Source organism: Micromonospora rhizosphaerae (genome assembly GCF_900091465.1).
GTDB classification, from domain to species: Bacteria; Actinomycetota; Actinomycetes; order Mycobacteriales; family Micromonosporaceae; genus Micromonospora; species Micromonospora rhizosphaerae.
In genome coordinates, this window is record NZ_FMHV01000002.1 from 6,916,599 (window position 1) to 6,942,382 (window position 25,784).

The window sequence follows — 25,784 nt, forward strand, 5'->3', positions numbered from 1 at the left end:
GAGTCGCACGGTGAGGCCGTCCAGCACCGGCCACAGCACTTCCGCGCGACTGAGGCTAGCCACGTCACGGGTGTTCCGCTTTACTCAATCGAGCGTGGTCCGCGCCCTCGACGCATGTCCGCGGGATCCGGGCGGGACAACGTCGCGGTCACCCGCCGCAACAGGCACAACCCGAGCACGATCAGGGTCGTGACCGCTGCAGTCAGCACCCGCCGCCGCGCATCGGCATACCCCGCCGCAGCCAGCGCCCGCCCGATCACCTCCGAATCGGCCACCACCGACCACAATCGGCCGGTCACCTGCTCGTCGAGCACACCGAACCCGGCAGGACCAGCGATCACCGCCGCACGCAGCACCTCCGGCTCGTGCGGGCTGTTGCGCCCCCACGAGCCGACGCCATGGCAGAATCGGTCACCGAAGCTCGTGGTCAGACATGCGGAAGGCTTGAGCGTGGAAACCTAACCTTCCGTGATACGCGCAGTCTCACCACGTGGCGGTGACCGTCGCCGCCACGCTGAAGAGTGGGTCCATCGCCGGGAGCTGCCGTGGCGCACACGTGTCAGGCGGGCTGTCGCAGTCGCACCGCCGTCCCAAGAGCATTGTCGATCAGGTACCGCCAGCGTCCATCCGCGCCGCGGCGCACGACATCACTTGCCGAGCCTTCGACGTGTACGTGCTCGCCGTCGGGACCTGTGCCATCAATTGACCAGTCTACTACGATCTGGGCGATATCGCCGGCAACGAACACATGGCGCGCCTTGGCCTCCAGCGGCAGACCGAGACTGATATCGCGCTCGAGTTCGGCAGCGATCTCAGTGGGATCAGTGACGGGTCGCCCGTCTCTCGCGACGAACACGACCCCCGGCTCGAACTGGGCCATCATTGCGCTGACCTTGCCGGAGTTAAATCGCTCAACCAGCGACGCGACGACGCCTTCGGGTTCAGTGGCGAGTGGATAGGACTCGGACATTTACCCTCCTGTTCGTGTTGGTTGAACTGCGATGCGGCGATTACGACTCAGCGCTCCGTCGATCTACCCAGGCGGCAATGACCTAAACTCAAGGCCGTTTGGTGATCAATGGTTCCGTTTTCGGCTGGGATGGGGGTCGGGCGCGGGATGCGAGGAAGCTCCTGATAGGACATGGATTGACTAGATCAACATGTTCCAACCAGGAGCTTCGGTGGCGGATTCTGCCATGGTGTCTGCCAGCGTGGTGCAACAGCCTGCTGATCAGCGGGAGGAGTTGCGGGCGGCGGTGATCGCCGGCCCGGCCGGGCTGGGTGTGCTGGATGAGCGGGTGACCGGCCGGTTGTGGCCGGTGCTTGTGGGTCCGGAGCTGATCGGGCGGGCGCAGGCTGAGGCCGGGCATGCCGATGGTCGGCGGCGGGTGCTGACCGGGGCGGTCACCGCAATGATCGTGCTCGGGTTGTGCCTGTTCCGGCGGGAGAGCGTGGGTGTGGTGACGGCTCGGGTGACCGAGAGCCCGGGCCACTGGCCCGGGCTTTTTCCCATCCCCAGCCGGGCCGCCGGGGCCCCGTCGGCGCGAGCCCGGCGCACAGAAGGCCCCGCCGCACGACGGGCCCCCGTCAGCCCGCCTCGCGGCGCGCCCTGGCCCGGCGCTTGCCCTCGTGCATGGCCTGCACCCGGGCCACGGGAATGGTCCGCCCCTCGGCGACCAGGTCCGCCGGCAGGTGCTGCGGCGCCGGCAGCAGCTCCACCCACGGGTCCCGGTCGGCGACCAGTGCCGGGACGCTGCGCACGGTGAAGTCGGCCGGCGTCACCGCCGCCAGGTCGTCCCAGCCCACCGGGTACGACACCGGCGTGCCCGGCCGCACCCGCGGGCTGTACACGGCCACCACGGTCGCCCCGTACGCGCGGGTGGAGTCGACGAAGACCCGGCCGCCCCGGTCCTCCCGGATGAACGCGGTGGTGGCGAGCGCCGGGTCGAGCCGTTCCGCCCGGGCGGCCAGCGCCCGGGTGGCGGCCGCCATCTCCTCGGCGGTGGCCGCCGCGTCGACCGGCACCACCACGTGCACCCCCTTCGCGCCGCTGGTCTTCACCGCCCCGGTCAGCCCGACGTCGGCGAGCGCCTGCCGGACCAGCAGCGCGGCCCGGACGGCCATCCGGAACGAGTCGCCCTCCGGCGGATCCAGGTCGAGCACCAGGTGAGTCGGGTGCTGCGGGCGGTCGACGGTGCTCAAGGTGGGGTGGTACTCCACCGCCCGCTGGTTGGCGAACCAGAGCAGGGTCCGGCGGTCGTTGCAGAGCGCGTACGAGATCTGGCGGTGCGACGCCTCGGCCCAGACCGACGTGCGGCGCACCCACTCGGGGGTGTACCTCGGCAGGTTCTTCTGCATGAACGGGTCTTGACCGCGCAGCACCCGGATCACCGAGAGCGGCCGGTCCCGCAGCTGCGGCAGGATCCGCTCGCGGACGGCGTCGAGGTAGTCGACCAGGTCCCGCTTGGTCGCCCCGGCTCCGTCGAAGAGCGGTTGGTCGAGGTTGGTCAGCGACACCCCGTCCCGGGTCTCCTCAGCGCTACCCATCCGCTCACCTTCCCGGCAGGCCGCGACCGGGGCAACCCGACACGTCGGCCGCGAGGCGGTCAGACCCAGAACGTGTCGTGCCGCAGGAAGAACTCGGTCCGCTCCTCCTCGCCCTTCCCGGCCAGGTCGAGCAGGCCCTCGAAGTATCCCTCCCGCGGCGCCCCGGGGGCGAAGTGCAGCAGCATCGAGGCCGGCTCGCCGGACTCGTTGCGGAACGCGTGGACGCCGCCCTCCGGGACGTGCACGAAGTCGCCGGGCACCGTGTCGATCCACCGCCGGCCGTCGTAGATGCGCACCGTTCCGGCCAGGATGAAGAACGACTCCGAGATGGACCGGTGGAAGTGCGGCTCCGGGCCGCTCGGTTGGGGCCCCATCTCCCACCGGTAGAGCCCGAACTGCCCGTTGGTCGACGCGCCGGTCGCCAGGTAGTGCGCCGTACCGCCGGTGGGATAGACCAGCTCCGGTGGGTGGTCGGCCGGCCGGTAGGTGGCGGTCGGCTCGCCCCGCTGCCCGGAATAGCGCGGCGGTGGGTAGGTCACCGTGCCCCCTCTCCGAACGCCTCGTCACCCGACCGGATCGCGGCGAGCATCTCGACGGTACGGGCCCGGGCGGCCGCGTACAGCCCCGAGCCGAAGCTGATCCGGGCCACCCCGAGCCCGGCCAGCTCGGCCAGGCCCGGCGCGCCGGGGCGGGCCAGCACGTTGACCGGGGCGTCCACCTCGGTGACCAGGGCGCGGATCGCCGCCGGGTCGGCCAGCATGATCGGGTACACGCAGTCCGCGCCGGCCGCCAGGTAGCGCCGCGCCCGGCGTACCGCCTCGGCGAGGCGCTCCTCGGGCGGGCCGGCGGCGCGCAGGAAGACGTCCACCCGGGCGTTGAGCACCAGGTCGGCGCCGCGGGCCGCGGCCCGGATCCCGGCGAGCAGGTCGACCTGCTCCTCGACGTCCACCAGCTCACCGGTACGCGGGTCGGAGTCCTCGATGTTGCAGCCGACCGCCCCGGTGGCCAGCAGCCGCTCGACCAGTTCGGCCGGGCGCAGCCCGTACCCGCGTTCCAGGTCGGCGGTGACCGGGACCGCGACGGCGGCGGCGATCCGGGTGACCGCGTCGAACATCTCGCCCACCGGCGTGGCCTCGCCGTCGGCGTGGCCGAGCGCCTCGGCGACGGCGCCGCTGCTGGTGGCGACGGCCGGGAAGCCGGCGGTGGCGACGGACCGGGCGGACCCGGCGTCCCAGGCGTTGGGCAGGATCAGCGGGTCACCGGGCCGGTGCAGCGCCCGCAGCGCGGCGGCCCGGTCGGCGAGGGTCAGTTCGGTCATGGACCGATTCTGCCGATGTCGATGACCCACCCTAAGCTCCAATTCCGTGCCGATGGACTGGGCCGATTTCGGCGTCGACCTGCACCTGGAGCTGGACGCGAGCGGTGGCCGGCGGGCCGGGCTGGAACGGGCCCTGCGGGACGCGATCCGGGACGGCCGGCTGCCGCCGTCGACCCGGCTGCCCGCCACCCGCACGCTCGCCGCCGAGCTGGGCCTCTCCCGGGGCACGGTCAGTGCCGCCTACGACCAACTGGTCGCCGAGGGCTGGCTGGTGGCCCGGATCGGGGCCGGCACCGAGGTCAGCCCGCTGCGCCGGGCCGCCCCGCCGCCCGCCGCGTCGCCGCCCGCCGCCACCCCGCTCCGGTACGACCTCCGGGCGGGTAGCCCCGACGTCGGCGCCTTCCCGGTCACCGCCTGGCTGCGGGCCACCCGGCGGGCGCTCGCCGCCGCACCGGCCGGCGCCTACGACTACGGCGACCCGCGCGGGCGGCCCGAGCTGCGCGCCGCGCTCGCCGGCTACCTCGGTCGGGCCCGAGGCGTGCTGGCCGACCCGGAGCGGATCGTGGTCACCACCGGGTACGTCCAGGCGCTGGTCCTGCTCACCACCGTGCTCCGGGACGCCGGCACGCCGAGGATCGCGATGGAGGACCCGGGGCTCGCCTTCCACCGGGAGGTGGTCCGCCGCCACGGCGGGGCCGTGCTGCCGTTGCCGGTCGACGACCGGGGCGCCCGGGCCGACCTGCTCGGTGCCGGGCAGCTCGCCGAGGTTGCGGCGGCGGTGGTGACCCCGGCCCACCAGTTCCCGACCGGGGTGACCCTGCACCCGGCGCGCCGCCACGCGCTGACCGACTGGGCCCGGGCGACGGACGGGCTGGTCGTGGAGGACGACTACGACGGCGAGTTCCGGTACGACCGCCAGCCGGTGGGCGCGGTCCAGGGCACCGCGCCGGAGCAGGTGGCCTACGTCGGCACGGCCGCCAAGACGCTCGGCCCGGCGCTGCGGTTGGCCTGGCTGGTGCTGCCCGCCCGGCTGGTCGAGCCGGTGGTGGAGGCCAAGCGCCACCTCGACCTGCACACCGAGGCCATCGGGCAGCTCGCCCTGGCCGACCTGATCACCACCCATGCCTACGACCGGCAGATCCGCACCGTCCGGCGCCGCTACCGGCAGCGGCGGGACCTGCTGCTCGACCGGCTGGACCCGGGCCGGGGCGGGCGGTTCACGCTGGGCGGCGTCTCCGCCGGCCTGCACGCCACCGTCCGCCTCCCGCCGGACGGGCCGACCGAGGCGGAGATCCTGGCGGCGGCGGCCGCGCGGGGGCTCGCCCTGGGCGGGCTGGGCGGCCACTGGCACGGGCCGGGAGAGCACCCGCCGGGCCTGGTGGTCGGGTACGGCCGGCCGCCGTCGCACACGTACCCGGTCGCCCTGGACATCCTGGCCCGGGTGCTGGGTACCGCCGGCCGCCGGCCCTGACGGCGTCCTCGCCCGGCGGCACGTGCCCGGGTGCGGCGGGCCTTTGAAAGCCCGACGGACGCGCTCGCCCGCCCGAGCGCCGTCCCCGTCGGCGTGGCACCCACGAGCGCCGTCGGCCCGTGCCGGGCGGCAGCACGGATTCCCCCGGAGTCAGCGGGCGCGGGCCGTCTCCGGCCCGGCGGCCGGCACGGGTCAGCGGGCGCGTGCGGTCTCCGCCGCTCCGACCGGCGCGGGCTGGCGAACGGGCCGGCTGCGCAGCGTCGCCGCGGCGACCAGCAGGGCGGCGGTGACCAGCGCGGCGGCCACCGTGAACGCGATCCGGTAGCCGGCGGCGAGGGCGGCGACCTGGTCGGCGCCGGCGGCACGCAGCGCGTCGGTGCGGCTGGCGGCCAGGGTGGCGAGCGCGGCCAGCCCGAGCGCCCCGCCGACCTGCTGGGTGGTGTTCGCCAGCCCGGAGGCGAGCCCGGCGTCGGCGGGCCGCGCGCCGGCCATGGCGAGGGTGGTCACCGCGGGCAGGGTCAGCCCACCTGCGACGCCGAAGACCAGCATGGCCGGCAGCAGGTCGGTGGAGTAGCCGGCGTCGACCGGCATCCGGGCCAGCAGCAGGAAACCGGCCACGGCGAGCGCCAGCCCGCTGAGCAGCACGGCCCGGGCGCCGAACCGGGCGACCAGCCGCCCGACCAGCCCGAGCGACACGGCCGCGATCACCAGCGGGGTGGGCAGGAAGGCGAAACCGGTGGTCGCCGGGTCCATGCCGAGGACGAGCTGCAGGTGCAGCGCGAGCAGGAACTGGAAGCCGAAGTAGGCGGCCACCATGAGCAACTGCACGGTGTTGGCGGCGACCAGGCCGGGCGCCCGAAGTACCCGGGGCGGCAGCAGCGGCGTGGCGGCGGCGCGCTGCCGGGCCGCGAAGCCGGCGAGCAGCAGCACGGCGAGCCCGGCCGCGCCGAGGGTGCGGACCGAGGTCCAGCCGTGCTCCCCGGTGCCGACGATGGCCACCACGGCGGCCATCAGACCGGCGGTGACCAGCACCGCGCCGGGCAGGTCCAGACCGGCCCGCAGGCCGACGCCGGGGTCCGGCGCGATCCGGCGTACGGCGGCGGTCACGATCACCGCCCCGATCGGCAGGTTGATCAGGAAGATCGCCCGCCAGCCGGCCAGGTCGGTGAGCACTCCCCCGACCAGCAGGCCGGTCGAGGCGCCCGCCGCCCCGGTGAAGCTGAACACGGCGATCGCCCGGGCCCGTTCGGCCGGCTCGGGGAAGAGCCGGACGATCATGCCGAGGCTGACCGCGGTGGCGAGCGCCCCGCCGACGCCCTGGGCGAAGCGGGCCACGACCAGCGTGGCCGGCCCGGCCGCCACCGCGCAGAGCAGCGAGGCCAGGGTGAACAGGGCGACCCCGGCGAGGAAGACCCGCCGCCGGCCGAGCAGGTCGCCGAGCCGACCGGCCAGCAGGAGCAGGCCGCCGAAGGCGACCAGGTACGCGTTCACCACCCAGGCCAGGCCGGCGGCGGAGAAGCCGAGGTCGCGCTGGACCGCCGGCAGCGCCACCGCGACGATGCTGCCGTCCAGAATGATCATCAGGCTGCCCGCGCAGAGCACCAGCAGAGCCGGCCAGCGGTTGGTCCCCGTCATCGAATGCCTCCTTGGTGCACGGTTTGTAACTGAGGCCATCGTCTGTGACCATGAGGCGGAGCGGAAGGAGGCACTTTCATGTCCCAGGGGAACAGCTGTGTGTCCGTCGCGGCCGGGCAGGCCCGCGCGTGCACCGTCCGCGAGGCGCTCGACCGGGTGGGCGGCAAGTGGAGCATCGGCATCCTGGTGGCCGCCTCCCAGGGCCCGGTCCGCTTCACCGAGTTGGAACGGCAGGTCGAGGGGATCAGCCGGCGGATGCTCACCCTGACCCTGCGCAATCTGGAGCGCGACGGCCTGCTGCACCGGCGGGTCTACCCGACCGTGCCGCCCAAGGTCGAGTACACCGCCACCCCGATGGCGCTGGAGCTCTACGAGTCGCTGGTCGCGCTCACCGCCTGGGCGGAACGGCACCGGACGGCGATCACCGACGCTCGGGCCGCGTACGACCGGGAGCACGGCGCCCCGGCCGAGTGAGCGTGGCTGTGGCGAAAGCCACGCAATCCGTTTGACCGATCGGTCAGGTGCTGACCGATCGGTCAGGCATGCTGGTGGGCATGGCACGAGCGGTACCGGAGACCCACGGCGAGATCCTCGCCGCGGCGGCGCGGCGGTTCGCCGTCACCGGCTACAAGGGCACCTCGTTGCAGGACATCGCCCGCGAGGTGGGCTGTTCCAAGGCCGCGGTGCTCTACCACTTCGCCAACAAGGAGACCCTGCTCGCCGAGTTGATGGCCCCGGCCATCGCGGTGTTCCAGGCGCTCGACGAGCGAATGGCCGGGCACACCGGCCCGGACGCCCAGCGGGTCGCGGCCGAGGGCTTCGTCGACCTCGCGGTCCGCTTCCGGCGGGAGATCGCGCTGCTTCGCGGCGAGTTCGCCGACCTGCTCCAGCAGCCCGCCTTCGCGCACATCCAGCAGATCTCCGAGCGGCTGATCGCCGCGTTCGCCGGCCACTCCGACCGTCCCGCCGCGCGGATCGCCGCGCTGGTCGTCCTCGCCGGGATCGCCGAGGCCTGCGCGGAGTTCGCCGACGTCCCCGACGAGGAACTGCGGCCCGCGCTGCTCGCCGTCGCCCGCCGGGCCCTCGAACCGACCGACTGACTCCCACCAGCGGAGAGGACAGGAACCTCATGGCGACCCTGCTGTACCGGCTCGGCCGGGCCTCGTTGCGCCGCCGGCGACTCGTCGTCGCCATCTGGCTCGTCGTACTCGTCGGGCTCGGCTTCGCCGCGGCGACCCTGAAGGGTCCGACGGCGAGCAACTTCACCATGCCCGGCACCGAGTCGCAGCGCGCGCTCGACCTGCTCGCCGAGCGGTTCCCGGCGGCCAGCGGAGCCACCGGCACGATCGCCGTCAAGGCACCGCGGGACGGCCAACTCCGCACCCCGCAGGGGCAGGCGTTGGTCGGGCAGGTGACCCAGCAGGCGGCCACCCTGCCCGGCGTGGTCGGGGCGGTCGACCCGTACCAGGTCAAGGCCCTCTCCCCGAACGGCCGGTACGCCCTGATCCAGGTGCAGTTCGCCGGACGCGCCGACGAGGTGACCGACGACCAGCGCGCCGCGTACGAGAAGGTCGGCGCGCAGGCCGAGGCGCAGGGCTGGCAGATCGCCCCCGGCGGCGAGGTGCTCAACGCGGAGCCGGAGGTCGGCTCCACCGAGGCGCTCGGCGTGCTGGTCGCCGCGATCGTCCTGATCGTCACCTTCGGCTCGCTGGTCGCGGCCGGGATGACCATGCTGAACGCGCTGATCGGCGTCGGCGTCGGCATGGCCGGCCTGTACGCGCTCAGCGGCGCGGTGGAGCTGACCAGCAGCGCGCCGATCCTGGCCCTGATGCTCGGCCTGGCCGTCGGCATCGACTACTCGCTCTTCATCACCTCCCGGCACCGACAGAACCTGCTCGCCGGGCTGTCGCCGGAGGAGGCGGTCGGCCGGGCGGTCGGCACGGCCGGCTCCGCCGTGGTCTTCGCCGGCGCCACCGTGGTGATCGCCCTCGCCGGCCTGGCGGTGGTGGACATCCCGTTCCTGACCGTGATGGGTCTGGCCGCCGCGGGCACGGTGACCGTCGCCGTGCTGGTCGCCATCACCCTCGCGCCGGCCCTGCTCGGCTTCGCCGGCCGGAAAGTGCTCCCGCGCAGGCTGCGCCGGCGCGAGCCGGTCGAGACCGCCGGCTCGGAGGACCGCTCCGGCTTCGGTTTCCGCTGGGCGCATTGGGTGACCCGGCTCCGGGTGCCGGTGATCCTGGTCGGGCTGCTCGGCCTCGGGCTGCTCGCGCTTCCCGCCCAGGACATGCGGCTCGCGCTGCCCGACGCCGGCACCGCGCCGGAGGGCACCCCGGCCCGGGTCAGCAACGACCTGATCCGCGAGGGTTTCGGCCCCGGCTTCACCGGCCGCCTCGCGGTGGTCGTCACCGCCGACACGCCGCAGGCTACCCAGGCCGCCGTCCCGCAGGTCACCGCGCTGATCCAGCGGACCGACAACGTCCTTGCGGTGGCCCCGCCGCAGACCGACCCGACCGGGCGCACCGCCCTGCTCGGCGTCATCCCGAAGACCGGCCCGACCGACGCGGCCACCGAGACGCTGGTGCACGACATCCGAAGCCAGGTCGCCGGGATCAACGGTGCGGACGTGCTGCTCACCGGCGTGACCGCGATCGGCATCGACGTGTCGGAGAAGCTCTCCGACGCGCTCCCGGTCTACCTGCTGCTGGTCGTCGGGCTGTCGATCCTGCTGCTGATGCTCGTCTTCCGCTCGATCCTGGTGCCGGTCAAGGCGGCGCTGGGCTTCCTGCTGACCGTGGCGGCCACCTTCGGCATCACCGTCGCGGTGTTCCAGCAGGGGCACCTGGCCGACCTGGTCGGGCTGGACACCCCGGGTCCGCTGATCAGCTTCCTGCCGATCCTGCTCATCGGCATCCTCTTCGGCCTGGCGATGGACTACGAGGTCTTCCTGGTCTCGCGGATGCGGGAGGACTTCGTGCACGGCGACACCGCCCGGCAGGCGACCATCAACGGCATGGGCCACGGCGCCCGCGTGGTCACCGCCGCCGCACTGATCATGATCTCGGTCTTCAGCGGCTTCGTCTTCCTGGACGACCCGGTGATCAAGTCGATGGGCTTCGCCCTCGCCGTCGGGGTCGCCATCGACGCCTTCGTGGTCCGGATGACCATCGTCCCGGCGGTGATGTCGCTGCTCAACACCGCCGCCTGGTGGCTCCCTCGCTGGCTCGACAGAGTCCTGCCCAATGTCGACGTCGAGGGCGAAGGCCTTCGCACCCACCTCGCCGAGAAGGCCCCCGCCAACGCGTGACAGACCTGCCCGGCCGGTTACACGCCGGCCGGGTAGGTCTCCATCTCGCCGGGCGTGGTGAGGGCGGGTAGGGGGTGCAGGGCGGTGGCCTCGTCGCACCAGATGAAGGCGTCGTAGCGCTCGCCCAGCCTGGTCGGCACGTAGTTGCCCCAGGACTCGAAGCTCGGGTCGTAGACCACCCCGATCGCCCGGTGGTCGCACGTCTCGGTGACCCACTCCGGCTCGTCCGGCCCCCCGAACACCAGCACGGCCCGCTCCGGCATCAGCTCGTGCAGCCGCCGCTCCACCGAGCCCGGCCGGCCCGGCGGCACCACCATCGCCTCGGCCGGCGAGCCCCAGCGCGGCGCGGCGATCACCGTCCCCCGGTAGCTGCCGAAGCCGACCAGCACCACCGCGTCCCGGCCGTGCCGTTCCCGGCCCAGCTGGCCGATGTTGATCATCCCCTCGCGGGCCATGTCGGTGGCCCCGGCGTCCCCCACGTGCGTGTTGTGCGCCCAGACGATCCCGCGGGCGTCCGGGCCGTAGAAGTCCAGCAGCCGGTCCAGGGTGTCCGCCATGTGGGTGTCCCGGACGTTCCACGACTCCGGGCCGCCCCGGACCATCGTCCGGTAGTACCGCTCCGCGCCGGCCACCACCTCCGCGTTCTGCCAGGCCGAGAAGCGGTCCGGACCGTCGGCGGCGGCCTGTTCCCGGGTACGCGTCAACAGGCGCACCACCTCCTCCTCGCACCGGGCGGAGACGAACCGGCTGGCCATCGCGTACTCCTCGACCCGCTTGCCGTACGGCTCGAAACAGCGGTACGCCTCCTGCGCCGCCTCCAGCGAGGCCGGGTCCTCCTCCCCCAGGTAGTCGAAGATCGCCTGCATCGACTCCCAGAGGCTGTAGACGTCCAGCCCGTGGAAGCCGGCGCGGCGGTCCTCGGGCCGCTCCAGGTTCCAGGCGCGCAGCCACCGGCAGAAGCGCGACACCTCGGCGTTCGCCCACATCCAGGTGGGCCAGCGTTCGAAGCGTTCCAGCGCGGTCTGGGGGTCGGGAAGGCCGCCCGGGGCGTCGGTCACCGAACGGTGCACCCGATCGCAGTCCGGCCAGTCCCCCTCCACCGCGACGAAGGAGAAGCCCTGCTCGGCGATGAGCCGCCGGGTGAGCTGCTCGCGCAGGCGGTAGTAGTCGTAGCTGCCGTGCGTCGCCTCGCCGATCATCACGATCCGGGCGTCCCGGACGCGCTCCAGCAACGGGTCGAAGTCGCTCGGCGCACCGAGCCGCTGAGCCAGCATGCCCGCGGCTACCCGGGACCCGCGCGGGCAAACCGGGGTGTGCGGGCCGGCTGAGCGGGTAGCCGACCGGCATGACCATCACCGGTGTGGAGTTGCAGGAGTACCTGGCCGGGCTCGACTACCCGGTCTCGCGGGAGGATCTGGTCCGCTGGGGCCAGGAGAACGGGGTCAGCACCGACGTTTTGCAGATGCTGAAGGCGCTGCCGGCGGAGGAGTTCCACTCCCCGGCCGAGCTGAGCGAGGCGTTGAGCAGCCTCGCCTGATCAGCAGTGCGGCCACCTCCTGCCATCGGTCGCCGCCGCACCCGGACGCGGTCTCCTGCTCACCGCAGGAGGCGGAAGAGGGTGACCCACTGCTCGGGCCAGACCTCGCCGGCGAGGGTGCCGGCGGTGAGGCGGGTGGCGCGCAGGGCGGCGGCCACCCGGGGCGCCGGGCGGAACGCGGTCCGGGGCACCCGGCCGGCGAACCGCCAGGCGTACTCCGGCCAGGTCAGCACGGTCAGCCGGCTCCACCGACCGCGGGCTCAGAGGTCGACGGTGCGGCCCTCGGCGCGGGCGGTCTCGGCGGCCTCGAGCACGGCGACCACCTCCCGGCCGAAGCGGACGTCGCACCGGTGGTCCCGGGTACCGGCGTCGACCTCCTCCAGCAGCTGGTCGATGGCGGCGCCGAACGAGGTGATCGCACTGCCGTCGCCGGGCGGCACGCTCTCGATGCCGTTCTCCCCGTAGAAGACGAACTCGCGGGCCATGGCCTCGGGCGGCGCGTCCAGGGTGAGCGAGACACTGCTGGTCGCACCCCCGTCGTGGGTCAGCAGCAGGTGGACGAGGCCGCGCGGGCCGTCCATCGCGGCCACCCGGGTCACCCGGCCGAGCACCGGCAGGATGATCGACAGAGCGTGCGGGCCGATGTCCCAGAGGGCGCCGTGCTTGCGGCGCCAGGGCGAGTCCCCGTATGGGCTGCCGGGTTGGAAGATCGACGCGAACCGCACGGCCTTGGCGGTGTGCCATCCGCCGGCTGCGGCGGTGGCGGCGAGAAGGCTCGCGACGTTCGACTCGAAACGGCCGGTGAAGAAGACGATCGAGGCGACGCCGGACCGCTCGGCGGCGGCGACCACCCGGTCGGCGTCGGCGAGGCTCAGCGCCAGCGGCTTGTCCAGCAGCAGGTGCCGGCCGGCCATGGCGGCCCGGACGGCGATGTCCGCCTGGATGTCCGGCGGCAGCGCGACCGCGATCGCGTCGCAGGCGCCGATCAACGCGTCGACGTCGTCGAAGGCTGGGACCCCGTGCCGGGCGGCCAGCTCGGCCACCTTCTCCGGGCTGCGCCCCCACACCCCGGCCAGCTCGGCCCGCGGGTGCGCGTCGATGGCCGCCGCGTGCGTCTCCGCCGCCCAGTGACCGGTGCCGAACAAGCCGAACCGCAGCACGAGGTACTCCCGCTGTCGTCGTTTCGCCACGGCGACCCGTGGCCGTGATCCACGCTAGTCTCCCCGCCCGCCCGGTGCAGCCGACGCGGCCGACCAGCCCTCCGCCACCGCCGCCCGACCCGACCGGTCGCGCATGGCCACGCCGGCGCGGCCACCGGGGCGCCAGTGAGTACTACGTCGGTTAGTAGGCTGTGCCGGTGACCGAGACTCCGACCGGATGCCGTCGATGACCAGCGCAGCCTCAGCCGGCTCGCCGGTGGACGGGATCCTCGCGACGGCATCGATCGTGCTGTCGCTCGTACTCGCGGTGTGGGCGCTCGTGGCGGCGGTGCGGCACCGGCCGCCGGACCGCATCCAGTTCGTCGGCCTGGCCGTGCTGGAGGTCGGGCTGCTCGCGCTGGCCGTGGCGGCGCTGGTCGCGCTCGGTGGCGGCGAACGGCCGGGCGAGCCCGGCGCCTTCTTCGGCTACCTGGTGACACTGGTCTGTCTGCCGCCGCTGGCCTGGGTGCTGGCCCGGATGGAGCCGACCCGGTGGGGATCGGCGATCGTCTGCGCGGTGTGCCTGGTGACGCCGGTCGTGGTGGTCCGGCTCCAGCAGACCTGGGAGGTCCTCGGTGGTTGAGACGCGGGCGCCCGAACGCGCCACCAACAGGGGCCCGGGACGGCTGCTGATCGCGGTCTACATCCTCTTCGCGATCGCGGCGACCTCGCGGGCCGGGCTGCAGATCGCCACCAAGTTCGCCGAGGCGCCGGTGGCGTACCTGCTCTCCGCGGTGGCGGCGCTGATCTACATCGTGGCGGCGGTCGGGCTGGCCCGGGCCGGTCACGCCGGGCGGCGGGTGGCCCTGGTCTGCTGCTCGGTGGAGCTGATCGGGGTGGTCACGGTCGGCATCCTCAGCCTGGCCGACAAGGCGCTCTTCCCCGACGAGACGGTCTGGTCCGAGTTCGGCAGCGGGTACGGCTACATCCCGCTGGTGCTTCCGGTGCTCGGCCTGTTCTGGCTCTGGCGCACCCGCAACGACACGCCCTGACGCGTCCCGCCCGCGCGGTGTCGGGCGGGACGCGGCGAGCGGTCAGTCCTTGGGGCCGCCGGCGACGTAGACGATCTGGCCGGAGACGAAGGACGCGCCCTCGCTGACCAGGAACGAGATGGTGTGCGCGACGTCCTCCGGCCGGCCGGTCCGGCGGACCGGGATCTCGGCGGCCGCATGCTGCTGCAGCGCCTCGAAGTCGACCTTCATCCGGGCGGCGGTGGCCGCGGTCATGTCGGTGACGATGAAGCCCGGCGCGACCGCGTTGACGGTCACCCCGAACGGGCCCAGCTCGATGGCGAGGGTCTTGGTGAAGCCCTGTAGCCCCGCCTTGGCGGCCGAGTAGTTCGCCTGGCCCCGGTTGCCCAGCGCCGAGGTGCTGGAGAGGTTGACGATCCGGCCCCACTTCCGCTCGACCATGTGCTTCTGGGCGGCCTGGCTGAACAGGAACGCGCCGCGCAGGTGCACTCCCATCACCGTGTCCCAGTCCGCGTCGGTCATCTTGAACAACAGATTGTCCCGGAGCACGCCGGCGTTGTTGACCAGCACGGTCGGTGCGCCCAGCTCGGCGGCGACCCGCTCGACGGCCGCCTCCACCTGGGCCCGGTCGGAGACGTCGGCGCCGACCCCGAGTGCCCGGCCGCCCGCCGCGACGATCGCGTCCACAGTCTCCTTGCTGGCCGACTCCTCGATGTCGACGACGGCGACGGCCATGCCGTCGGCGGCCAGCCGGCGGGCGGTGGCCGCGCCGATGCCGCGCGCGGCTCCGGTCACGATGGCGACGCGGGGCTCCTCCGACATGATTACCTCCCGGTAACTTGTGGCTCGATCGAAGGAGCTTAACGCCACCAGATGTACGGCGTCAGACGGCCTGCCCCCGGCAGAGGCGGATCCAGCGGTAGCCGTAGCCGGCCAGCTTCAGGCTGTCCAGCTTGCCCACCTCGCCGTAGCCCCGGTCGGAGAGGACGTCGATCGGCAGGTCCGCCTCCGGCTGGAGCATGCTCAGGTCGACCTCGGCGTCCTCGTTCCCCAGGTTGTGCAGGAAGACCATCGTCCCGGTCGGGCCGTCGGCGCGGTGCGCGAGCACCCCGGGCGGCATCGGCACGTCGATGTGGGTGGTCGAGCCGGAGCCGACCTCCGGAGCCTCCCGCAGCGTTCGGATCATCCGCTCGAACCAGGCCAGCAGCGACCTCGGGTCGCGGCGCTGGGCGGTCACGTTGACCGTCTCGTAGCTGAACTCACCCCGGTCGATCACCGGGCGGACCAGCTTCTCCGGGTCCGCTGTGGAGAAGCCGGCGTTCGGCTTGTACGACCACTGCATCGGGGTACGGATCGCCTCCCGGCCGGGCAGCGACAGGTCTTCGCCCATGCCGATCTCCTCGCCGTACCGCAGCACCGGCGTGCCGCGCAGCGAGAACTGCAGCGCGTACGCCAGCTCGATGCGCCGCCGGTCGTTGCCGAGCATGGAGGCGAGCCGGCGGCGGATGCCCCGCCCGTAGAGGCGCATGTCCTCGTCGGGGCCGAACTGCTCGTACACCTGGTTGCGCTGCTCGGCGGTCAACCGGGACAGGTCGATCTCGTCGTGGTTGCGCAGGAAGGTGGCCCACTGCCCGCCCGGCGGCAGTGCCGGGGTGTCCCGCAGTGCCTCGATCACCGGTTCCGGGTCCTGCCTCGCCAGGGCCAGCATCAGCCGCCCGTTGAGCATGAAGTCGAAGAGCATGTGGATCCGGTTCGCCGACCCGCCGCTGTCGCCGAAGTAGACCGGGAGCTGGTCCGGCTCGACGTTCGCCTCGGCCAGCAGGATGGCGTCCCCCTTGCGCCACTGGACGTGCTGCCGCAGCTCGGTGAGGAACTCCATGTCCTTCGGGGAGTTCGAGTTGCCCGGCTCGGTCAGCTCGATGATGAACGGCACCGCGTCCATCCGGAAGCCGGAGACGCCGAGCTGGAGCCAGAACGACATGATCTTCTTGACCTCTTCGCGGACCTTCGGGTTCGCCATGTTGAGGTCGGGCTGGAAGTCGTAGAACCGGTGGTAGTACCAGGCCTTGGCGGTCCGGTCGTAACTCCAGGTCTCGTTCTGCTCGCCGGGAAAGACCATGCCCTGGTGGCGGTCCGGCGGCTCCTCATCGGACCAGACGTAGCAGTCCCGGTACGGCGAGTCGGGCGACGAGCGGGCGGACTGGAACCACGGGTGCTCGTCGGAGGTGTGGTTGACCACCAGGTCCATGATCACCCGGATGCCCCGGTTCTTGGCCTGGTGCAACAGCTCCGCGAAGTCGCCAAGGGTGCCCAGGCGGGGGTTCACGTTGTAGAAGTCGGTGGCGTCATAGCCGTCGTCCCTGCCCGGGGACGGGTGGATCGGGTGCAGCCAGAGGCAGGTCACGCCGAGCCGGGCGAGATAGTCGAGCCGGCCGATCAGGCCGCGGATGTCGCCCACCCCGTCGCCGTCCGAGTCCGCGTACGTGTCGATGTCGAGGCAGTAGACGACCGCCTCCTGGTACCACCTGTCACCCATGCCCGGTTTACTTCTCCGATCCGCCATTTCGGCAAACCCGGGCCGGACGAGGCGGATTTGAACCCGACGGGGTGATCCGGTGATCAGTGGGGCGGGCCACCGGCAGGTGTGACCCGGGAGCGCTCGGGTACCACTCTCCGATCCCCGGCAGCTCGCGGAAGGACCCCCATGGCTCTCGCCCAGAACGTCGACCCGAACCAGTTCAGCGGGCTGACCGGGTGGGTGGCCGGCGTCATCGACTCGATGGGCGCGCTCGGGGTGGCCCTGCTGGTCGCCCTGGAGAGCATCATCCCGCCCATCCCGAGCGAGATCGTGCTGGCGATGGCCGGATACCTCTCCGCCGAGGGCCGGTTCCACGTGGTGCTGATCGTCCTCGCCGCCACGGCCGGCTCCCTGCTCGGCGCGCTGGTGCTCTACTGGCTCGGCGCCGCGCTCGGTGAGGAGCGGCTGAAGCGGTGGCTGGACCACATCCCCCTGGTGGACCGGGACGACCTGGAGAAGGCGGACCGCTGGTTCGAGCGGCACGGCAGGTGGGCCGTGCTGATCGGCCGCGTGGTGCCGGTGGTCCGCAGCCTGGTCTCCGTCCCGGCCGGCGCGAACCGGATGCCGCTGGGCGAGTTCCTGCTGCTCACCACGATCGGCAGTGGAGTCTGGAACGCACTGATCGTCGGGCTCGGCTTCGCCCTGGGTTGCCGCTGGCAGCAGGTCGACAGGTACAGCAGCTGGTTCAACTACACGATCTTCCTGGTCTTCGGGATCATGATCGTGAGCTGGGCGACCAAGAAGGTACGCCGGCGCCGCGCGCGGCGCGACCGGGAGTCGGTGAGCGCCGGCCGCTGACCGCGACGGTCGCCGCCGGGCTCCCTCCTGTGCCCGGGCCGATCAGGAGGGAGCCCGGCTTCCGTCTCAGCGGCGCCGATCAACAAGAACGGGGCACGGCTGCCGGCGCGCCGGGGGTCGCCCGCGACCCGAGCGGGAGCAGGGTGGCGAGGAGCAACGCGGCGGCGACCGCCGCGCCGGCGAGCAGCTCGACCGGGCGGTCGGCCGCCACGGTGAGCTGGATGAGCGCGTACGCCCACGTCCCCGCCATCAACAACCCCGGCACGGCGCCAGCCTAGGACCCGGTGTCACGCCCGGCGGCCGTCGTCACGCCGGCACCCGGTGGCGGGTCCGTCCCGGATCGCGGCGGGCGGGCGACGGCGGCGGCGAGGAGCAGCCAGCCGGAGACGCCGAGCAGCTGGACCCGCTGCCAGGCGCCGAGCAGCGCGTCGGGACGGACCGCCTCGGCCATCGTGCCGGCCGTGCCGACCAGGAGCACCGCGGCCACCAGCAGCCCCCACCGGAACCGCGCGCCACGCAGGGCCGCCAGCAGGGCGAGCAGCGAGAGCACGACGCCGGCGATCGCGAGCGACGAGGTGAACTTGTGCGCCGCGTGGCGCAGCGACAGCTCGCCCAGCTCCTCCAGCCGCCCGCAGCGAACGTCGGTCGTGGTGGCGCAGTCCAGCGAGGTCACCGTGCCGTCCAGGCCGGTCATCACGCCGAACGCGATCAGCCCCCACCAGGCCCGCCGTAACCAGCCCCGGGCGCGCCGGGCCAGCGCCACCCCGGTCGCCGCGGCGAGCACCCCGGTGACCAGGTCGGCCAGGCGGAAGACCAGGTGGTACGGCTGGTCCCGGGCGGCCAGCTCGCTGGCGTACCCGTCGAGGAGGCCGAGCGACGGGTTGAGCAGCGGCCCGAGCAGCCACGACGCGTAGAGGACGGCGGCCAGCCCGAGCGCCACCGCCGGCAGTGCCCGGGCCGCCCCCAGCCGACTCACGAGGACTCGCGGACCAGCGGGAAGGGCAGCGTCTCCCGGATCGACCGGCCGGTCAGCAGCATCACCAGCCGGTCCACGCCGAGGCCCAGACCGCCGGTGGGCGGCATGGCGTACTCCAGCGCGGTGAGGAACTCCTCGTCCAGCTCCATCGCCTCCGGGTCGCCGCCGGCCGCCTTCAGCGACTGCTCGGTGAGCCGCCGCCGCTGCTCGGTCGGGTCGACCAGCTCCGAGTACGCCGTGCCCAGCTCCATCCCGAACGCCACCAGATCCCACCGCTCGGCCAGCCGCGGGTCGGCCCGGTGCGGCCGGGTCAGCGGCGACACGTCGGTGGGAAAGTCCAGGTAGAACGTCGGCCCGTCGGTCCGCGCCTCGACCAGCCGTTCGTAGAGCTCCAACAGCACCGCGCCGCGCTCCCAATGCGGGTCGTACGGCACCCCGGCGGCGTCGCAGAGCTTGCGCAGCGTCGCCACCTCGGTGTCGGCGGTGACCTCCTCGCCCAGCGCGGCGGAGATCGCCTCGTTGACCGTCCGCACCGGCCACTCGCCGCCGATGTCCACGATTTCGCCGGTGCCCGGCCAGCGGGTCACCGGTGCGCCGTGCACCGCCACGGCCGCCGCGACGATGAGTTCCCGGGCCAACTCCCGCATGTCGTGGTAGTCCGCGTACGCCTGGTACGCCTCCAGCATGGTGAACTCCGGGTTGTGGCTGTGGTCGACGCCCTCGTTGCGGAACGCCCGGCCCAGCTCGTACACCCGCTCCACCCCGCCCACGGCCAGCCGCTTGAGGTAGAGCTCGGGCGCGATGCGCAGGTGCAGCCGCAGGTCGTACTCGTTGCTGTGGGTGACGAACGGGCGGGCGTTCGCCCCGCCGTGCACCCGTTGCAGGATCGGCGTCTCCACCTCGAGGAAACCGCGGGCGACCAGGGACTGCCGCAGGCTGTGCAGGGCGGCGCCGCGGGCCCGCAGCAGCTCGCGCGCCTCGGTGCTGATGGCCAGGTCGAGGTAGCGCTGCCGGACCCGGGCCTCCGGGTCGGCCAGCCCGTGGTGCTTGTCCGGCAGCGGGCGCAGGCACTTGGCGGTCAGCCGCCAGTCGGCCACCTGCACCGACACCTCGCCGTGCCGGGTCGCGTACACCTCGCCGGTCGCGCCGACGTGGTCGCCGATGTCGACGGTGGCCCGCCAGCGGGCCAGGTCGTGCTCCAGCATGAGTTGCAGGTCTCCGCTGCCGTCCCGGACGGTGGCGAAGCAGACGCCGCCGTGGTCGCGGACCAGCAGCACGCGCCCGGCCACCGAGACGGTCTCTCCGGTCCCGGTGTCCGGCGCCAGCCCGGCGTGCCGTTCGCGCACCGCGGCACAGCTCTCGGTACGCGGATAGCCGACCGGGTACGGGTCGACTCCCTCGGCGCGCAGCCGGTCCAGCTTCGCCAGGCGTACCCGGTTCTGCTCCGTCCGGTGCACCCCGGCCGGCTCCGGCGGCACGGCCCGGACCGCCGCGGCGGCCGGCGGCACGAAGCCGACCCCGCCACCGGCCGGCGGCACGCCGCGTAGCGGGGTGGGCCGGCCGCCGGGCAGGGCGACGAAGCCCTCGGCGACCGCCGCCGCGATCCCGACCCGGGCCAGCTCCCGGCGCTCCGCGAAGCAGAGGTAACGCGGGGTCCAGTGCGGCTGGTACTTGGCGTTGGAGAGGTAGAGCGACTCCAGCTGCCACCAGCGGGAGAAGAAGAGCAGGGTGTGCCGCCAGAGCCGGATGATCGGGCCGGCACCGATCCGGGCACCCTGCTCGAAGACCGACCGGAACACCGCGAAGTTCAGCGACACCCGCTCGACGCCGAGCCGGGGCCCGGCCCCCAGCAGGGTGGCGACCATGAACTCCATGACGCCGTTGTCGGCGGTCCGGTCCCGGCGCATCAGGTCCAGCGACAGCCCGTCCGCGCCCCAGGGGCTCAGCGAGAGAAGCGCCCGCACCCGACCGGCGCCGTCCCGGGCGTCGACCAGCACGCAGTCGCCGTCGACCGGATCGCCGAGGCGGCCCAGCGCCATCGAGAAGCCCCGCTCGTGGTCGGTGTCCCGCCAGGCGGTGGCCAGCTCGGCCAGCCGGGACAGCTCCGCCGGCGAAATCTCCGCGTGCCGGCGCACCCGGGCGGTGTACCCAGCCCGCTCCACCCGGTGCACCGCCTGGCGGACCGGGCGCATGTCCCGGCCGTCCAGATCGAACTCGCGGGTCAGCAGGATCGCCTCGTCGCCCAGGTGCAGCACCTTGAGCCCGTGCCGGTGATACGCGCGTGCCGCGGCCTCGCTGGCGCCCATCACCGCCGGGGTCCAGGCGTACTCGCGGGCCTGGCCGAGCCATGCCTCGATGGCCGGCCCCCACGCCTCGGGGTCACCGATCGGATCCCCGCTGGCCAGGCTGACCCCGTTGACCACCCGATAGGTGATCGCCGCCTTTCCGCTGGCCGAGAAGATCGCGGCCTTGTCGCGGCGGGTGGCGAAGTAGCCGAGCGAGTCCCGCCCACCGTGCCGCGCCAGCAGCTCCCGGATCCGCTCCTCCTCGTCCGGGTGCAGCACCGCGGCGGCCCGCTGCGAGCGAAGCAGGGTGAACAGGCCGGCCACGAAGGCGATCGCGCCGAAGCCGCCGAGCAGCAGGTTGACCCAACCCGGCGCCTGGCCCTGCCGCGTCAGGTCCAGCGTGATGGCGCCACCGAACACCTTCTCGACGGCGTAGCCGAGCCGGTCCGGCCAGGTACGCAGGCTGCCCGGCTCGACGAGGAGCAGCAGGTAGCCGAGCCCGACCGAGACCGCCGCCAGCCCGAAGAACACGCCCAGCGCCCGCCACGTGCTGCCGCTGCGGACCCGGGCGTAGAACTCCCGCCGAGCGGCGATCAGCAGGGCCAGCGCCCCCGCGGCGAAGGCGATGCCAACCCACACCCCGACCGTGTCCAGGGTGCTGAACAGCCGCCGGCCGGCGTCGTCGTTGAGCCGGTTCGCGCCGATCACCAGCAGCAGGACCCCGGCGAGCACGCCGACGGCCAGGATGAGACTGAAATAGGCGACCAGCACCCAGTACGCGAGCCGCTTGCGGCGCAGCACCGCCGAGGCGAGGGTGCCGATGAAGACCGCGTACGCCAGGTTTGCCGGCGCCGGCAGCAGCAGCGTGTCGATCGCGGTCCGGACCGGCTGGAATTCGGAGCGGACCGCGCTGCTCAGCGCGGCCAGCGCGCAGACCACGGCGATCACCCAGAGCAGGGTGGCGAAGGCCCGGGGCACCTGGCGTCGCCAGTCCCGGCCAGCCCGCCGGGCGTCCCGCACCGTCCGCGACACGGTGGTCGGGGTCACGCGGCCTCCCTCGCTGCCAGCGGCAACGCCGCAGGCGTCAACCGGCCAATCGTAGCCAGGCCACCCACCCGCCGACCGCCGGAAGACCCCCCATCCAGGCCGCCAGCACGATGCCGGCCAGCAGGTACCCGAACGGCAGCGCGCAGTTTCGCGGAAAGAGGCGTCATTCCGCGTCGACGCCAACTCTTTCGCTGAAGTCGATGCCAACTCTTTCGCTGAAAGAGCGGGTACCGGAGCGGCGGCCCGCCGCGCCGGCGACACGCCGTGGTGGCGTTTCCGCGCAGCGACACGGTGGGTAGTGGGCGGTCGGCGACGCGGCACGGCACCGCGGGCGGTACGAGCGACGGTGGTGGGCGATAAGCGGGTCAGTGGCGGAGCGGGACCGGAGCGCCGGCCAGAACGGCGCCGGCAGCGGTGCCCCGGACGGCGCCGACGGCGGCACCGATCTGCGCACCGTCGGCGTCGAGGAGGAGTTCCTGCTCGTCGACCCGCACACCGGCGCCGCCGTGCCGGCCGTCGACCTGGTCATGGAGCAGGTGCCGGCGGAGTTGCGCGGCCAGGTGGAACGGGAGTTCCAGACCAGCCAGATCGAGATCGGCAGCCCGCCCGGGCTGGAGCTCTCCTCGATCCGCCACTCGCTGGGGGTGCTGCGCGCCGCGCTGGCCGACGCCGCCGAGCGGGCCGGCGTACGGGTGCTCGCCATCGGCACCGGCCCGGTGGACGGCCCGGTCCCGCCGGTGGTCGACCAGCCCCGCTTCGACCGGATGGTCGAGCGGTTCCGGCTGCTGGTGCCCGGCCCGGGTAACAACGGCATGCACGTGCACGTCGGCGTCCCCGACCCGGAGACCGGGGTGCAGGTGCTCAACCACGTCCGTCCCTGGCTGCCCACCCTGCAGGCGGTGACCGCCAACTCGCCGTTCGCCAAGGGTGCGGACACCGGCTACGCGAGCTGGCGGTCGGTGGAGTGGGAACGCTGGCCGTCGGTGGCACCCACCCCGTTCCTGGCGTCGCACGAGCACTACGAGCGGCTGATCCGGCAGCTGATCGCCAGCGGCGTGATGCTCGACGAGGGGATGCTCTACTGGTACGCCCGACTGTCGGCAAGGTATCCGACGGTGGAGATCCGGATCGGTGACGTCTGCCCGTCGGTGGACGACGCCGTGCTGGTCGTCGCCCTGGTCCGGGCCCTCGTGGCGACCGCGATGACCGACATCGCGGCGGGTCGGCCGGCCATCCGGACCGACCACCACCTGCTCGTCGCCGCGCACTGGCGGGCCGCCCACGACGGACTGGAGGGCGAGGGCGTGGACCTGACCGACGGGGAACTCCGGCCGGCGTGGGAGCTGCTGGAGCAACTGGTCGACCGGGTCCGGCCGGAGCTGGAGAAGCACGGCGACCTCGACCAGGTGACCGATCTGCTGGGCGGGCTGCGCCGGCACGGCAGCGGCGCCGCCCGGCAGCGGGCCGTCTTCGCCCGTACCGGTCGGATCGTGGACGTGGTGGCGGACGTGGCCCGACAGACCCGTGGCTGACCGGTGGCGTTCGCGCGGCGGCCCCGCGGTCGATCTCCACGTGACAGGATGGGCGGCGTGGCGGAACGGCTGATCGTCGTCGGCGGGGACGCCGCCGGCATGTCGGCGGCGTCCCAGGCCCGACGCCGCCGCGGTCGGGACGACCTGGCGATTGTGGCGTTCGAGCGGGGCCACTCCACCTCCTTCTCGGCCTGCGGCATCCCGTACTGGGTCAGCGGTCTGGTGCCCGAGCGGGACCAGCTCATCGCCCGGGACCCGGCCACCTTCCGCGAGTCGTTCGACGTCGACGTCCGGGTCCGGCACGAGGTGACCGGCATCGACCTGGAACGGCGCGAGGTGGTCGCGCGGGATCTCGACGGCGGCGGCGAGGTCCGCGAGGGCTTCGACACGCTGGTGTACGCGGCCGGCGCGGTCCCGGTGAAGCCGCCGTGGGCGCGGACCGGGATCGCCGGGGTCTTCGGCATGCAGACCCTCGACGACGGGGCGGCGCTGCTGGACTGGCTGGAGAGCGAGCCGCGCCCCCGCCGGGCGGTGGTGATCGGCGGCGGCTACATCGGTGTCGAGATGGCCGAGTCGCTGATCCAGCGCGGGCTCTCGGTCAACCTGGTCGAGCAGGCCGACCAGCCGATGTCCACCGTGGATCCGGACATGGGCGAGCTGGTTGCCGACGCGATGCGCGGCATCGGCATCCAGATCCGTACCGGCCTGTCGGTGACCGGCCTGGAGGAGCGCGACGGCCGGATCTCCGCGGTGGTCACGACGGAGGGCCCGCTGCCGGCCGACGTCGTGGTGCTCGGCCTCGGCGTACGCCCCAACACCGCGCTCGCCGAGGCGGCCGGCCTGCCGATCGGGCCGACCGGCGGGATCCGGACGGACCGCCGGATGCGGGTGCCCGGGGTGCCCGGGGTGTGGGCGGCCGGGGACTGCGTGGAGACCCTGAACCGGGTCAGCGGGATGCCGGTGCACGTGCCGCTCGGCACCCACGCCAACAAGCAGGGCCGGGTGGCCGGCATCAACATCGGCGGCGGGTACGCCACCTTCCCCGGCGTGATCGGCACGGCGGTGACCAAGGTCTGCGACCTGGAGGTGGGCCGCACCGGCCTGCGGGAGCGGGACGCCACCGCGGCCGGGTTCGAGTTCATCGCGGTGGTGGCTGAGTCGACCAACCGGGCCGGCTACTACCCCGGCGCCCGGCCGATGACGGTGAAGCTGATCGCCGAGCGGCCCAGCGGCCGGCTGCTCGGGGCGCAGATCGTCGGCTGGTCCGAGGCGGCCAAGCGGATCGACTCCCTGGCCGTGGCGCTCTGGAACGGCATGACGGTGGACGACATGACCGCCCTGGACCTCGGCTACGCCCCGCCGTACGCGCCGGTCTGGGACCCGGTCCTGATCGCCGCCCGCAAGGCCGTCGACGCCCTCACCGGCGCCGGTCGGTGAGCGCCCTGTCGGCTTCGGGTGCAGTTGTTGTCACTCGGGCGACAAGAAACGCACCCGAAGTGCGCCGAAATCAGCCGGTGCGGGTGCCGCGGGATGCAGCGCCGGACGGTCCGTTCAGCCGGGAGCAGCAGTGGTGCCAGGTCTTCACCAACCAGGTCGAGGTGGTCCGCTGGCTGCTCGGCGGGGAGTGAGCGCCGGCGTGGGTCAGCCGGCCTGGCAGGTGGGGCACCAGTAGAGGTTGCGGCCGGCCAGCTCGCCGCGGCTGACCTCGACGCCGCAGACATGGCAGGGCGCACCGGGGCGGCGGTAGACGTACACCTCGCCGCCGTGCCGGTCGACGCGGGCCGCGCGGCCCATCGCCTCCGGCAGGTGAGCGTCGCGGACGGTGTCGATCCGGCCCCGCTCGACCGCGAGGGTCATCAGCGCGACCAGGTCGGCCCAGAGCTCCCGCCAGGCGGCCGCGGTCAGCTCCCGACCCGGCAGGGTCGGCGGCAGCCCGGCCCGGAACAGCGCCTCGGTCACGAAGATCAACCCCGTACCGGCCACCACGGACTGGTCCAGCAGCAGCGCCGCCAGCGGCGTCGGGCTGCGGGAGATCCGGGCGTACGCCCGATCCGGGTCGGCGTCGGCGCGCAGCGGGTCCGGGCCGAGCCGGTCGCACAGCGCCGCCACCTCGGGCGGGGTGAGCAGCTCACAGGCGGTGGGGCCGCGCAGGTCGAGCCAGTGACGGTCGCTGGTCAGCCGCAGCCGCACCTGGCCGACCGGCGGCGGCGGTTCGCCGGGCCCGTCGGCGAACTTCCCGTAGAGCCCGAGGTGCACGTGCAGGGTGAGCTCACCGGCGAAGTGGTGCAGCAGATGCTTGCCGTACGCCTCGGTGCCGTCCAGGACGGTGCCGGTGAGCCGGGCGGCGCCCTCGGCGAAGCGGCCCTGCGGGCTGGCGGCGTCCACCTTGTCGCCGACGAACAGCTCGGCGTGCCGGGCCGCCAGGCGATGAATGGTGTGTCCCTCTGGCACGGCAGCAACGGTAGCCGGACCGGGGACGGTCCACCGACGACGCCGAGCCCGGCGGACATCGACGGGACGGGCCGGCGTCGGCGGGCCCGTCGGGTGTCGGCGGCGCCTCGGCTGGGTACCTCCCGGGTGTTACCG

Annotated in this window: 23 protein-coding genes and 3 pseudogenes; 11 read left to right on the forward strand and 15 right to left on the reverse strand. The window is 73.4% G+C overall.

The window, feature by feature from the left end; translation table 11 throughout:
• Window positions 1-80: 80 nt before the first annotated feature.
• Both GA0070624_RS34485 and GA0070624_RS32525 read right to left on the reverse strand, forming a co-directional pair.
• Window positions 81-356, reverse strand: coding sequence for a transposase domain-containing protein (locus GA0070624_RS34485; RefSeq protein WP_176731954.1), 276 nt, complete (start codon window positions 354-356; stop codon window positions 81-83).
• A gap of 203 nt (window positions 357-559) precedes the next feature.
• The gene (locus GA0070624_RS32525; protein ID WP_091347352.1) at window positions 560-970 is read right to left on the reverse strand and encodes a YybH family protein; all 411 of its coding nucleotides are present in this window, start codon (window positions 968-970) and stop codon (window positions 560-562) included.
• Window positions 971-1,196: 226 nt separating this feature from the next.
• Here GA0070624_RS32525 and GA0070624_RS37070 point away from each other — a divergent pair.
• Window positions 1,197-1,517 (forward strand): annotated as a pseudogene (locus GA0070624_RS37070) (transposase domain-containing protein); the annotation flags it as partial.
• A gap of 70 nt (window positions 1,518-1,587) precedes the next feature.
• On the opposite strand, the gene ligD reads toward GA0070624_RS37070, so the two are convergent.
• The 3 genes from ligD to GA0070624_RS32545 are packed head-to-tail and all read right to left on the reverse strand — an operon-like array spanning window position 1,588 to window position 3,865.
• Window positions 1,588-2,547, reverse strand: a complete 960-nt coding sequence (gene ligD, locus GA0070624_RS32535; protein ID WP_091347357.1) for a non-homologous end-joining DNA ligase — start codon at window positions 2,545-2,547, stop codon at window positions 1,588-1,590.
• Window positions 2,548-2,606: 59 nt separating this feature from the next.
• A complete protein-coding gene (locus GA0070624_RS32540; RefSeq protein ID WP_091347359.1) occupies window positions 2,607-3,086 on the reverse strand; it encodes a cupin domain-containing protein in 480 nt (159 codons plus the stop codon).
• Entirely contained in the window at window positions 3,083-3,865 is a 783-nt protein-coding gene (locus GA0070624_RS32545) for an isocitrate lyase/PEP mutase family protein (RefSeq protein WP_091347361.1), read from the reverse strand. Before GA0070624_RS32545 ends, GA0070624_RS32540 begins: the two co-directional genes overlap by 4 nt.
• Before the next feature lie 52 nt (window positions 3,866-3,917).
• On the opposite strand from GA0070624_RS32545, the gene pdxR reads away from it, so the two are divergent.
• Complete coding sequence (gene pdxR / locus GA0070624_RS32550) at window positions 3,918-5,336, forward strand: MocR-like pyridoxine biosynthesis transcription factor PdxR (protein WP_091347364.1); 1,419 nt, start codon at window positions 3,918-3,920, stop codon at window positions 5,334-5,336.
• A 192-nt stretch (window positions 5,337-5,528) separates the two neighbouring features.
• On the opposite strand, the gene GA0070624_RS32555 is transcribed toward pdxR, so the two are convergent.
• Entirely contained in the window at window positions 5,529-6,971 is a 1,443-nt protein-coding gene (locus GA0070624_RS32555; protein ID WP_091347366.1) for an MFS transporter, read from the reverse strand.
• Between the two features lie 78 nt (window positions 6,972-7,049).
• Between GA0070624_RS32555 and GA0070624_RS32560 the strand changes: the two genes are divergently transcribed.
• The 3 genes from GA0070624_RS32560 to GA0070624_RS32570 all read left to right on the forward strand — a co-directional run bounded on the left by GA0070624_RS32560 (window position 7,050) and on the right by GA0070624_RS32570 (window position 10,275).
• Window positions 7,050-7,445 (forward strand): winged helix-turn-helix transcriptional regulator, encoded by a 396-nt coding sequence (locus GA0070624_RS32560; RefSeq protein WP_091347368.1) that lies wholly within the window; start codon window positions 7,050-7,052, stop codon window positions 7,443-7,445.
• Window positions 7,446-7,525: 80 nt separating this feature from the next.
• Window positions 7,526-8,071, forward strand: coding sequence for a TetR/AcrR family transcriptional regulator (locus GA0070624_RS32565; RefSeq protein ID WP_091350314.1), 546 nt, complete (start codon window positions 7,526-7,528; stop codon window positions 8,069-8,071).
• 29 nt (window positions 8,072-8,100) lie between these two features.
• The gene (locus tag GA0070624_RS32570; protein ID WP_091347370.1) at window positions 8,101-10,275 is read left to right on the forward strand and encodes an MMPL family transporter; all 2,175 of its coding nucleotides are present in this window, start codon (window positions 8,101-8,103) and stop codon (window positions 10,273-10,275) included.
• 17 nt (window positions 10,276-10,292) lie between these two features.
• On the opposite strand, the gene GA0070624_RS32575 is transcribed toward GA0070624_RS32570, so the two are convergent.
• Window positions 10,293-11,549, reverse strand: a complete 1,257-nt coding sequence (locus tag GA0070624_RS32575) for an erythromycin esterase family protein (protein WP_091347372.1) — start codon at window positions 11,547-11,549, stop codon at window positions 10,293-10,295.
• 71 nt (window positions 11,550-11,620) lie between these two features.
• On the opposite strand from GA0070624_RS32575, the gene GA0070624_RS32580 reads away from it, so the two are divergent.
• Window positions 11,621-11,812 (forward strand): DUF2795 domain-containing protein, encoded by a 192-nt coding sequence (locus tag GA0070624_RS32580; RefSeq protein WP_091347374.1) that lies wholly within the window; start codon window positions 11,621-11,623, stop codon window positions 11,810-11,812.
• Window positions 11,813-11,871: 59 nt separating this feature from the next.
• On the opposite strand, the pseudogene GA0070624_RS32585 reads toward GA0070624_RS32580, so the two are convergent.
• Both GA0070624_RS32585 and GA0070624_RS32590 read right to left on the reverse strand, forming a co-directional pair.
• A pseudogene (locus tag GA0070624_RS32585) lies at window positions 11,872-12,066 on the reverse strand (ErmE/ErmH/ErmO/ErmR family 23S rRNA (adenine(2058)-N(6))-methyltransferase); the annotation flags it as partial.
• 6 nt (window positions 12,067-12,072) lie between these two features.
• On the reverse strand, window positions 12,073-12,972 hold the full coding sequence (locus GA0070624_RS32590) for a Gfo/Idh/MocA family protein (protein ID WP_176732082.1): 900 nt from the start codon (window positions 12,970-12,972) through the stop codon (window positions 12,073-12,075).
• Between the two features lie 226 nt (window positions 12,973-13,198).
• Between GA0070624_RS32590 and GA0070624_RS32595 the strand changes: the two genes are divergently transcribed.
• Window positions 13,199-13,594: a hypothetical protein gene (locus GA0070624_RS32595; RefSeq protein WP_425413530.1), complete on the forward strand. Its 396-nt coding sequence runs from the start codon at window positions 13,199-13,201 to the stop codon at window positions 13,592-13,594.
• Window positions 13,587-14,073 (forward strand): annotated as a pseudogene (locus tag GA0070624_RS32600) (hypothetical protein). Before GA0070624_RS32595 ends, GA0070624_RS32600 begins: the two are co-directional and overlap by 8 nt.
• On the opposite strand, the gene fabG reads toward GA0070624_RS32600, so the two are convergent.
• Both fabG and GA0070624_RS32610 read right to left on the reverse strand, forming a co-directional pair.
• Window positions 14,046-14,804 (reverse strand): 3-oxoacyl-ACP reductase FabG, encoded by a 759-nt coding sequence (gene fabG / locus GA0070624_RS32605; RefSeq protein WP_091347380.1) that lies wholly within the window; start codon window positions 14,802-14,804, stop codon window positions 14,046-14,048. The pseudogene GA0070624_RS32600 and the gene fabG sit on opposite strands and share 28 nt — an antisense overlap.
• Window positions 14,805-14,865: 61 nt before the next feature.
• The gene (locus tag GA0070624_RS32610) at window positions 14,866-16,518 is read right to left on the reverse strand and encodes an alpha-amylase family protein (RefSeq protein WP_091347382.1); all 1,653 of its coding nucleotides are present in this window, start codon (window positions 16,516-16,518) and stop codon (window positions 14,866-14,868) included.
• 168 nt (window positions 16,519-16,686) lie between these two features.
• Here GA0070624_RS32610 and GA0070624_RS32615 point away from each other — a divergent pair, with 168 nt between their 5' ends.
• Window positions 16,687-17,358 carry a DedA family protein gene (locus GA0070624_RS32615; RefSeq protein WP_091347384.1) on the forward strand — a complete coding sequence of 224 codons (672 nt, stop codon included), beginning with the start codon at window positions 16,687-16,689 and terminating at the stop codon, window positions 17,356-17,358.
• Between the two features lie 79 nt (window positions 17,359-17,437).
• On the opposite strand, the gene GA0070624_RS32620 is transcribed toward GA0070624_RS32615, so the two are convergent.
• The 3 genes from GA0070624_RS32620 to lysX are packed head-to-tail and all read right to left on the reverse strand — an operon-like array spanning window position 17,438 to window position 21,987.
• Window positions 17,438-17,623 carry a hypothetical protein gene (locus GA0070624_RS32620; protein WP_091347385.1) on the reverse strand — a complete coding sequence of 62 codons (186 nt, stop codon included), beginning with the start codon at window positions 17,621-17,623 and terminating at the stop codon, window positions 17,438-17,440.
• 9 nt (window positions 17,624-17,632) lie between these two features.
• Window positions 17,633-18,334 carry a DUF998 domain-containing protein gene (locus tag GA0070624_RS32625; RefSeq protein WP_091347387.1) on the reverse strand — a complete coding sequence of 234 codons (702 nt, stop codon included), beginning with the start codon at window positions 18,332-18,334 and terminating at the stop codon, window positions 17,633-17,635.
• Entirely contained in the window at window positions 18,331-21,987 is a 3,657-nt protein-coding gene (gene lysX, locus GA0070624_RS32630) for a bifunctional lysylphosphatidylglycerol synthetase/lysine--tRNA ligase LysX (RefSeq protein WP_425413531.1), read from the reverse strand. The genes GA0070624_RS32625 and lysX overlap by 4 nt, the downstream gene beginning before the upstream one ends.
• Window positions 21,988-22,034: 47 nt before the next feature.
• Here lysX and GA0070624_RS32635 point away from each other — a divergent pair, with 47 nt between their 5' ends.
• Complete coding sequence (locus tag GA0070624_RS32635; protein WP_245719092.1) at window positions 22,035-23,198, forward strand: carboxylate-amine ligase; 1,164 nt, start codon at window positions 22,035-22,037, stop codon at window positions 23,196-23,198.
• Between the two features lie 57 nt (window positions 23,199-23,255).
• Window positions 23,256-24,635 carry an FAD-dependent oxidoreductase gene (locus GA0070624_RS32640; RefSeq protein WP_091347391.1) on the forward strand — a complete coding sequence of 460 codons (1,380 nt, stop codon included), beginning with the start codon at window positions 23,256-23,258 and terminating at the stop codon, window positions 24,633-24,635.
• Window positions 24,636-24,839: 204 nt separating this feature from the next.
• Here GA0070624_RS32640 and GA0070624_RS32645 read toward each other — a convergent pair whose 3' ends face one another.
• Entirely contained in the window at window positions 24,840-25,649 is an 810-nt protein-coding gene (locus GA0070624_RS32645; RefSeq protein WP_091347392.1) for an Fpg/Nei family DNA glycosylase, read from the reverse strand.
• Between the last annotated feature and the right edge of the window lie 135 nt (window positions 25,650-25,784).

Coding starts and splice junctions, on each gene's coding strand:
- GA0070624_RS32525 (WP_091347352.1), bottom strand. CDS start 970: ATGTCCGAGTCCTATCCACTCGCCACTGAACCCGAAGGCGTCGTCGCG.
- ligD (WP_091347357.1), bottom strand. CDS start 2,547: ATGGGTAGCGCTGAGGAGACCCGGGACGGGGTGTCGCTGACCAACCTC.
- GA0070624_RS32545 (WP_091347361.1), bottom strand. CDS start 3,865: ATGACCGAACTGACCCTCGCCGACCGGGCCGCCGCGCTGCGGGCGCTG.
- pdxR (WP_091347364.1), top strand. CDS start 3,918: ATGGACTGGGCCGATTTCGGCGTCGACCTGCACCTGGAGCTGGACGCG.
- GA0070624_RS32555 (WP_091347366.1), bottom strand. CDS start 6,971: ATGACGGGGACCAACCGCTGGCCGGCTCTGCTGGTGCTCTGCGCGGGC.
- GA0070624_RS32560 (WP_091347368.1), top strand. CDS start 7,050: ATGTCCCAGGGGAACAGCTGTGTGTCCGTCGCGGCCGGGCAGGCCCGC.
- GA0070624_RS32565 (WP_091350314.1), top strand. CDS start 7,526: ATGGCACGAGCGGTACCGGAGACCCACGGCGAGATCCTCGCCGCGGCG.
- GA0070624_RS32570 (WP_091347370.1), top strand. CDS start 8,101: ATGGCGACCCTGCTGTACCGGCTCGGCCGGGCCTCGTTGCGCCGCCGG.
- GA0070624_RS32575 (WP_091347372.1), bottom strand. CDS start 11,549: ATGCTGGCTCAGCGGCTCGGTGCGCCGAGCGACTTCGACCCGTTGCTG.
- GA0070624_RS32580 (WP_091347374.1), top strand. CDS start 11,621: ATGACCATCACCGGTGTGGAGTTGCAGGAGTACCTGGCCGGGCTCGAC.
- GA0070624_RS32595 (WP_425413530.1), top strand. CDS start 13,199: ATGACCAGCGCAGCCTCAGCCGGCTCGCCGGTGGACGGGATCCTCGCG.
- fabG (WP_091347380.1), bottom strand. CDS start 14,804: ATGTCGGAGGAGCCCCGCGTCGCCATCGTGACCGGAGCCGCGCGCGGC.
- GA0070624_RS32610 (WP_091347382.1), bottom strand. CDS start 16,518: ATGGGTGACAGGTGGTACCAGGAGGCGGTCGTCTACTGCCTCGACATC.
- GA0070624_RS32615 (WP_091347384.1), top strand. CDS start 16,687: ATGGCTCTCGCCCAGAACGTCGACCCGAACCAGTTCAGCGGGCTGACC.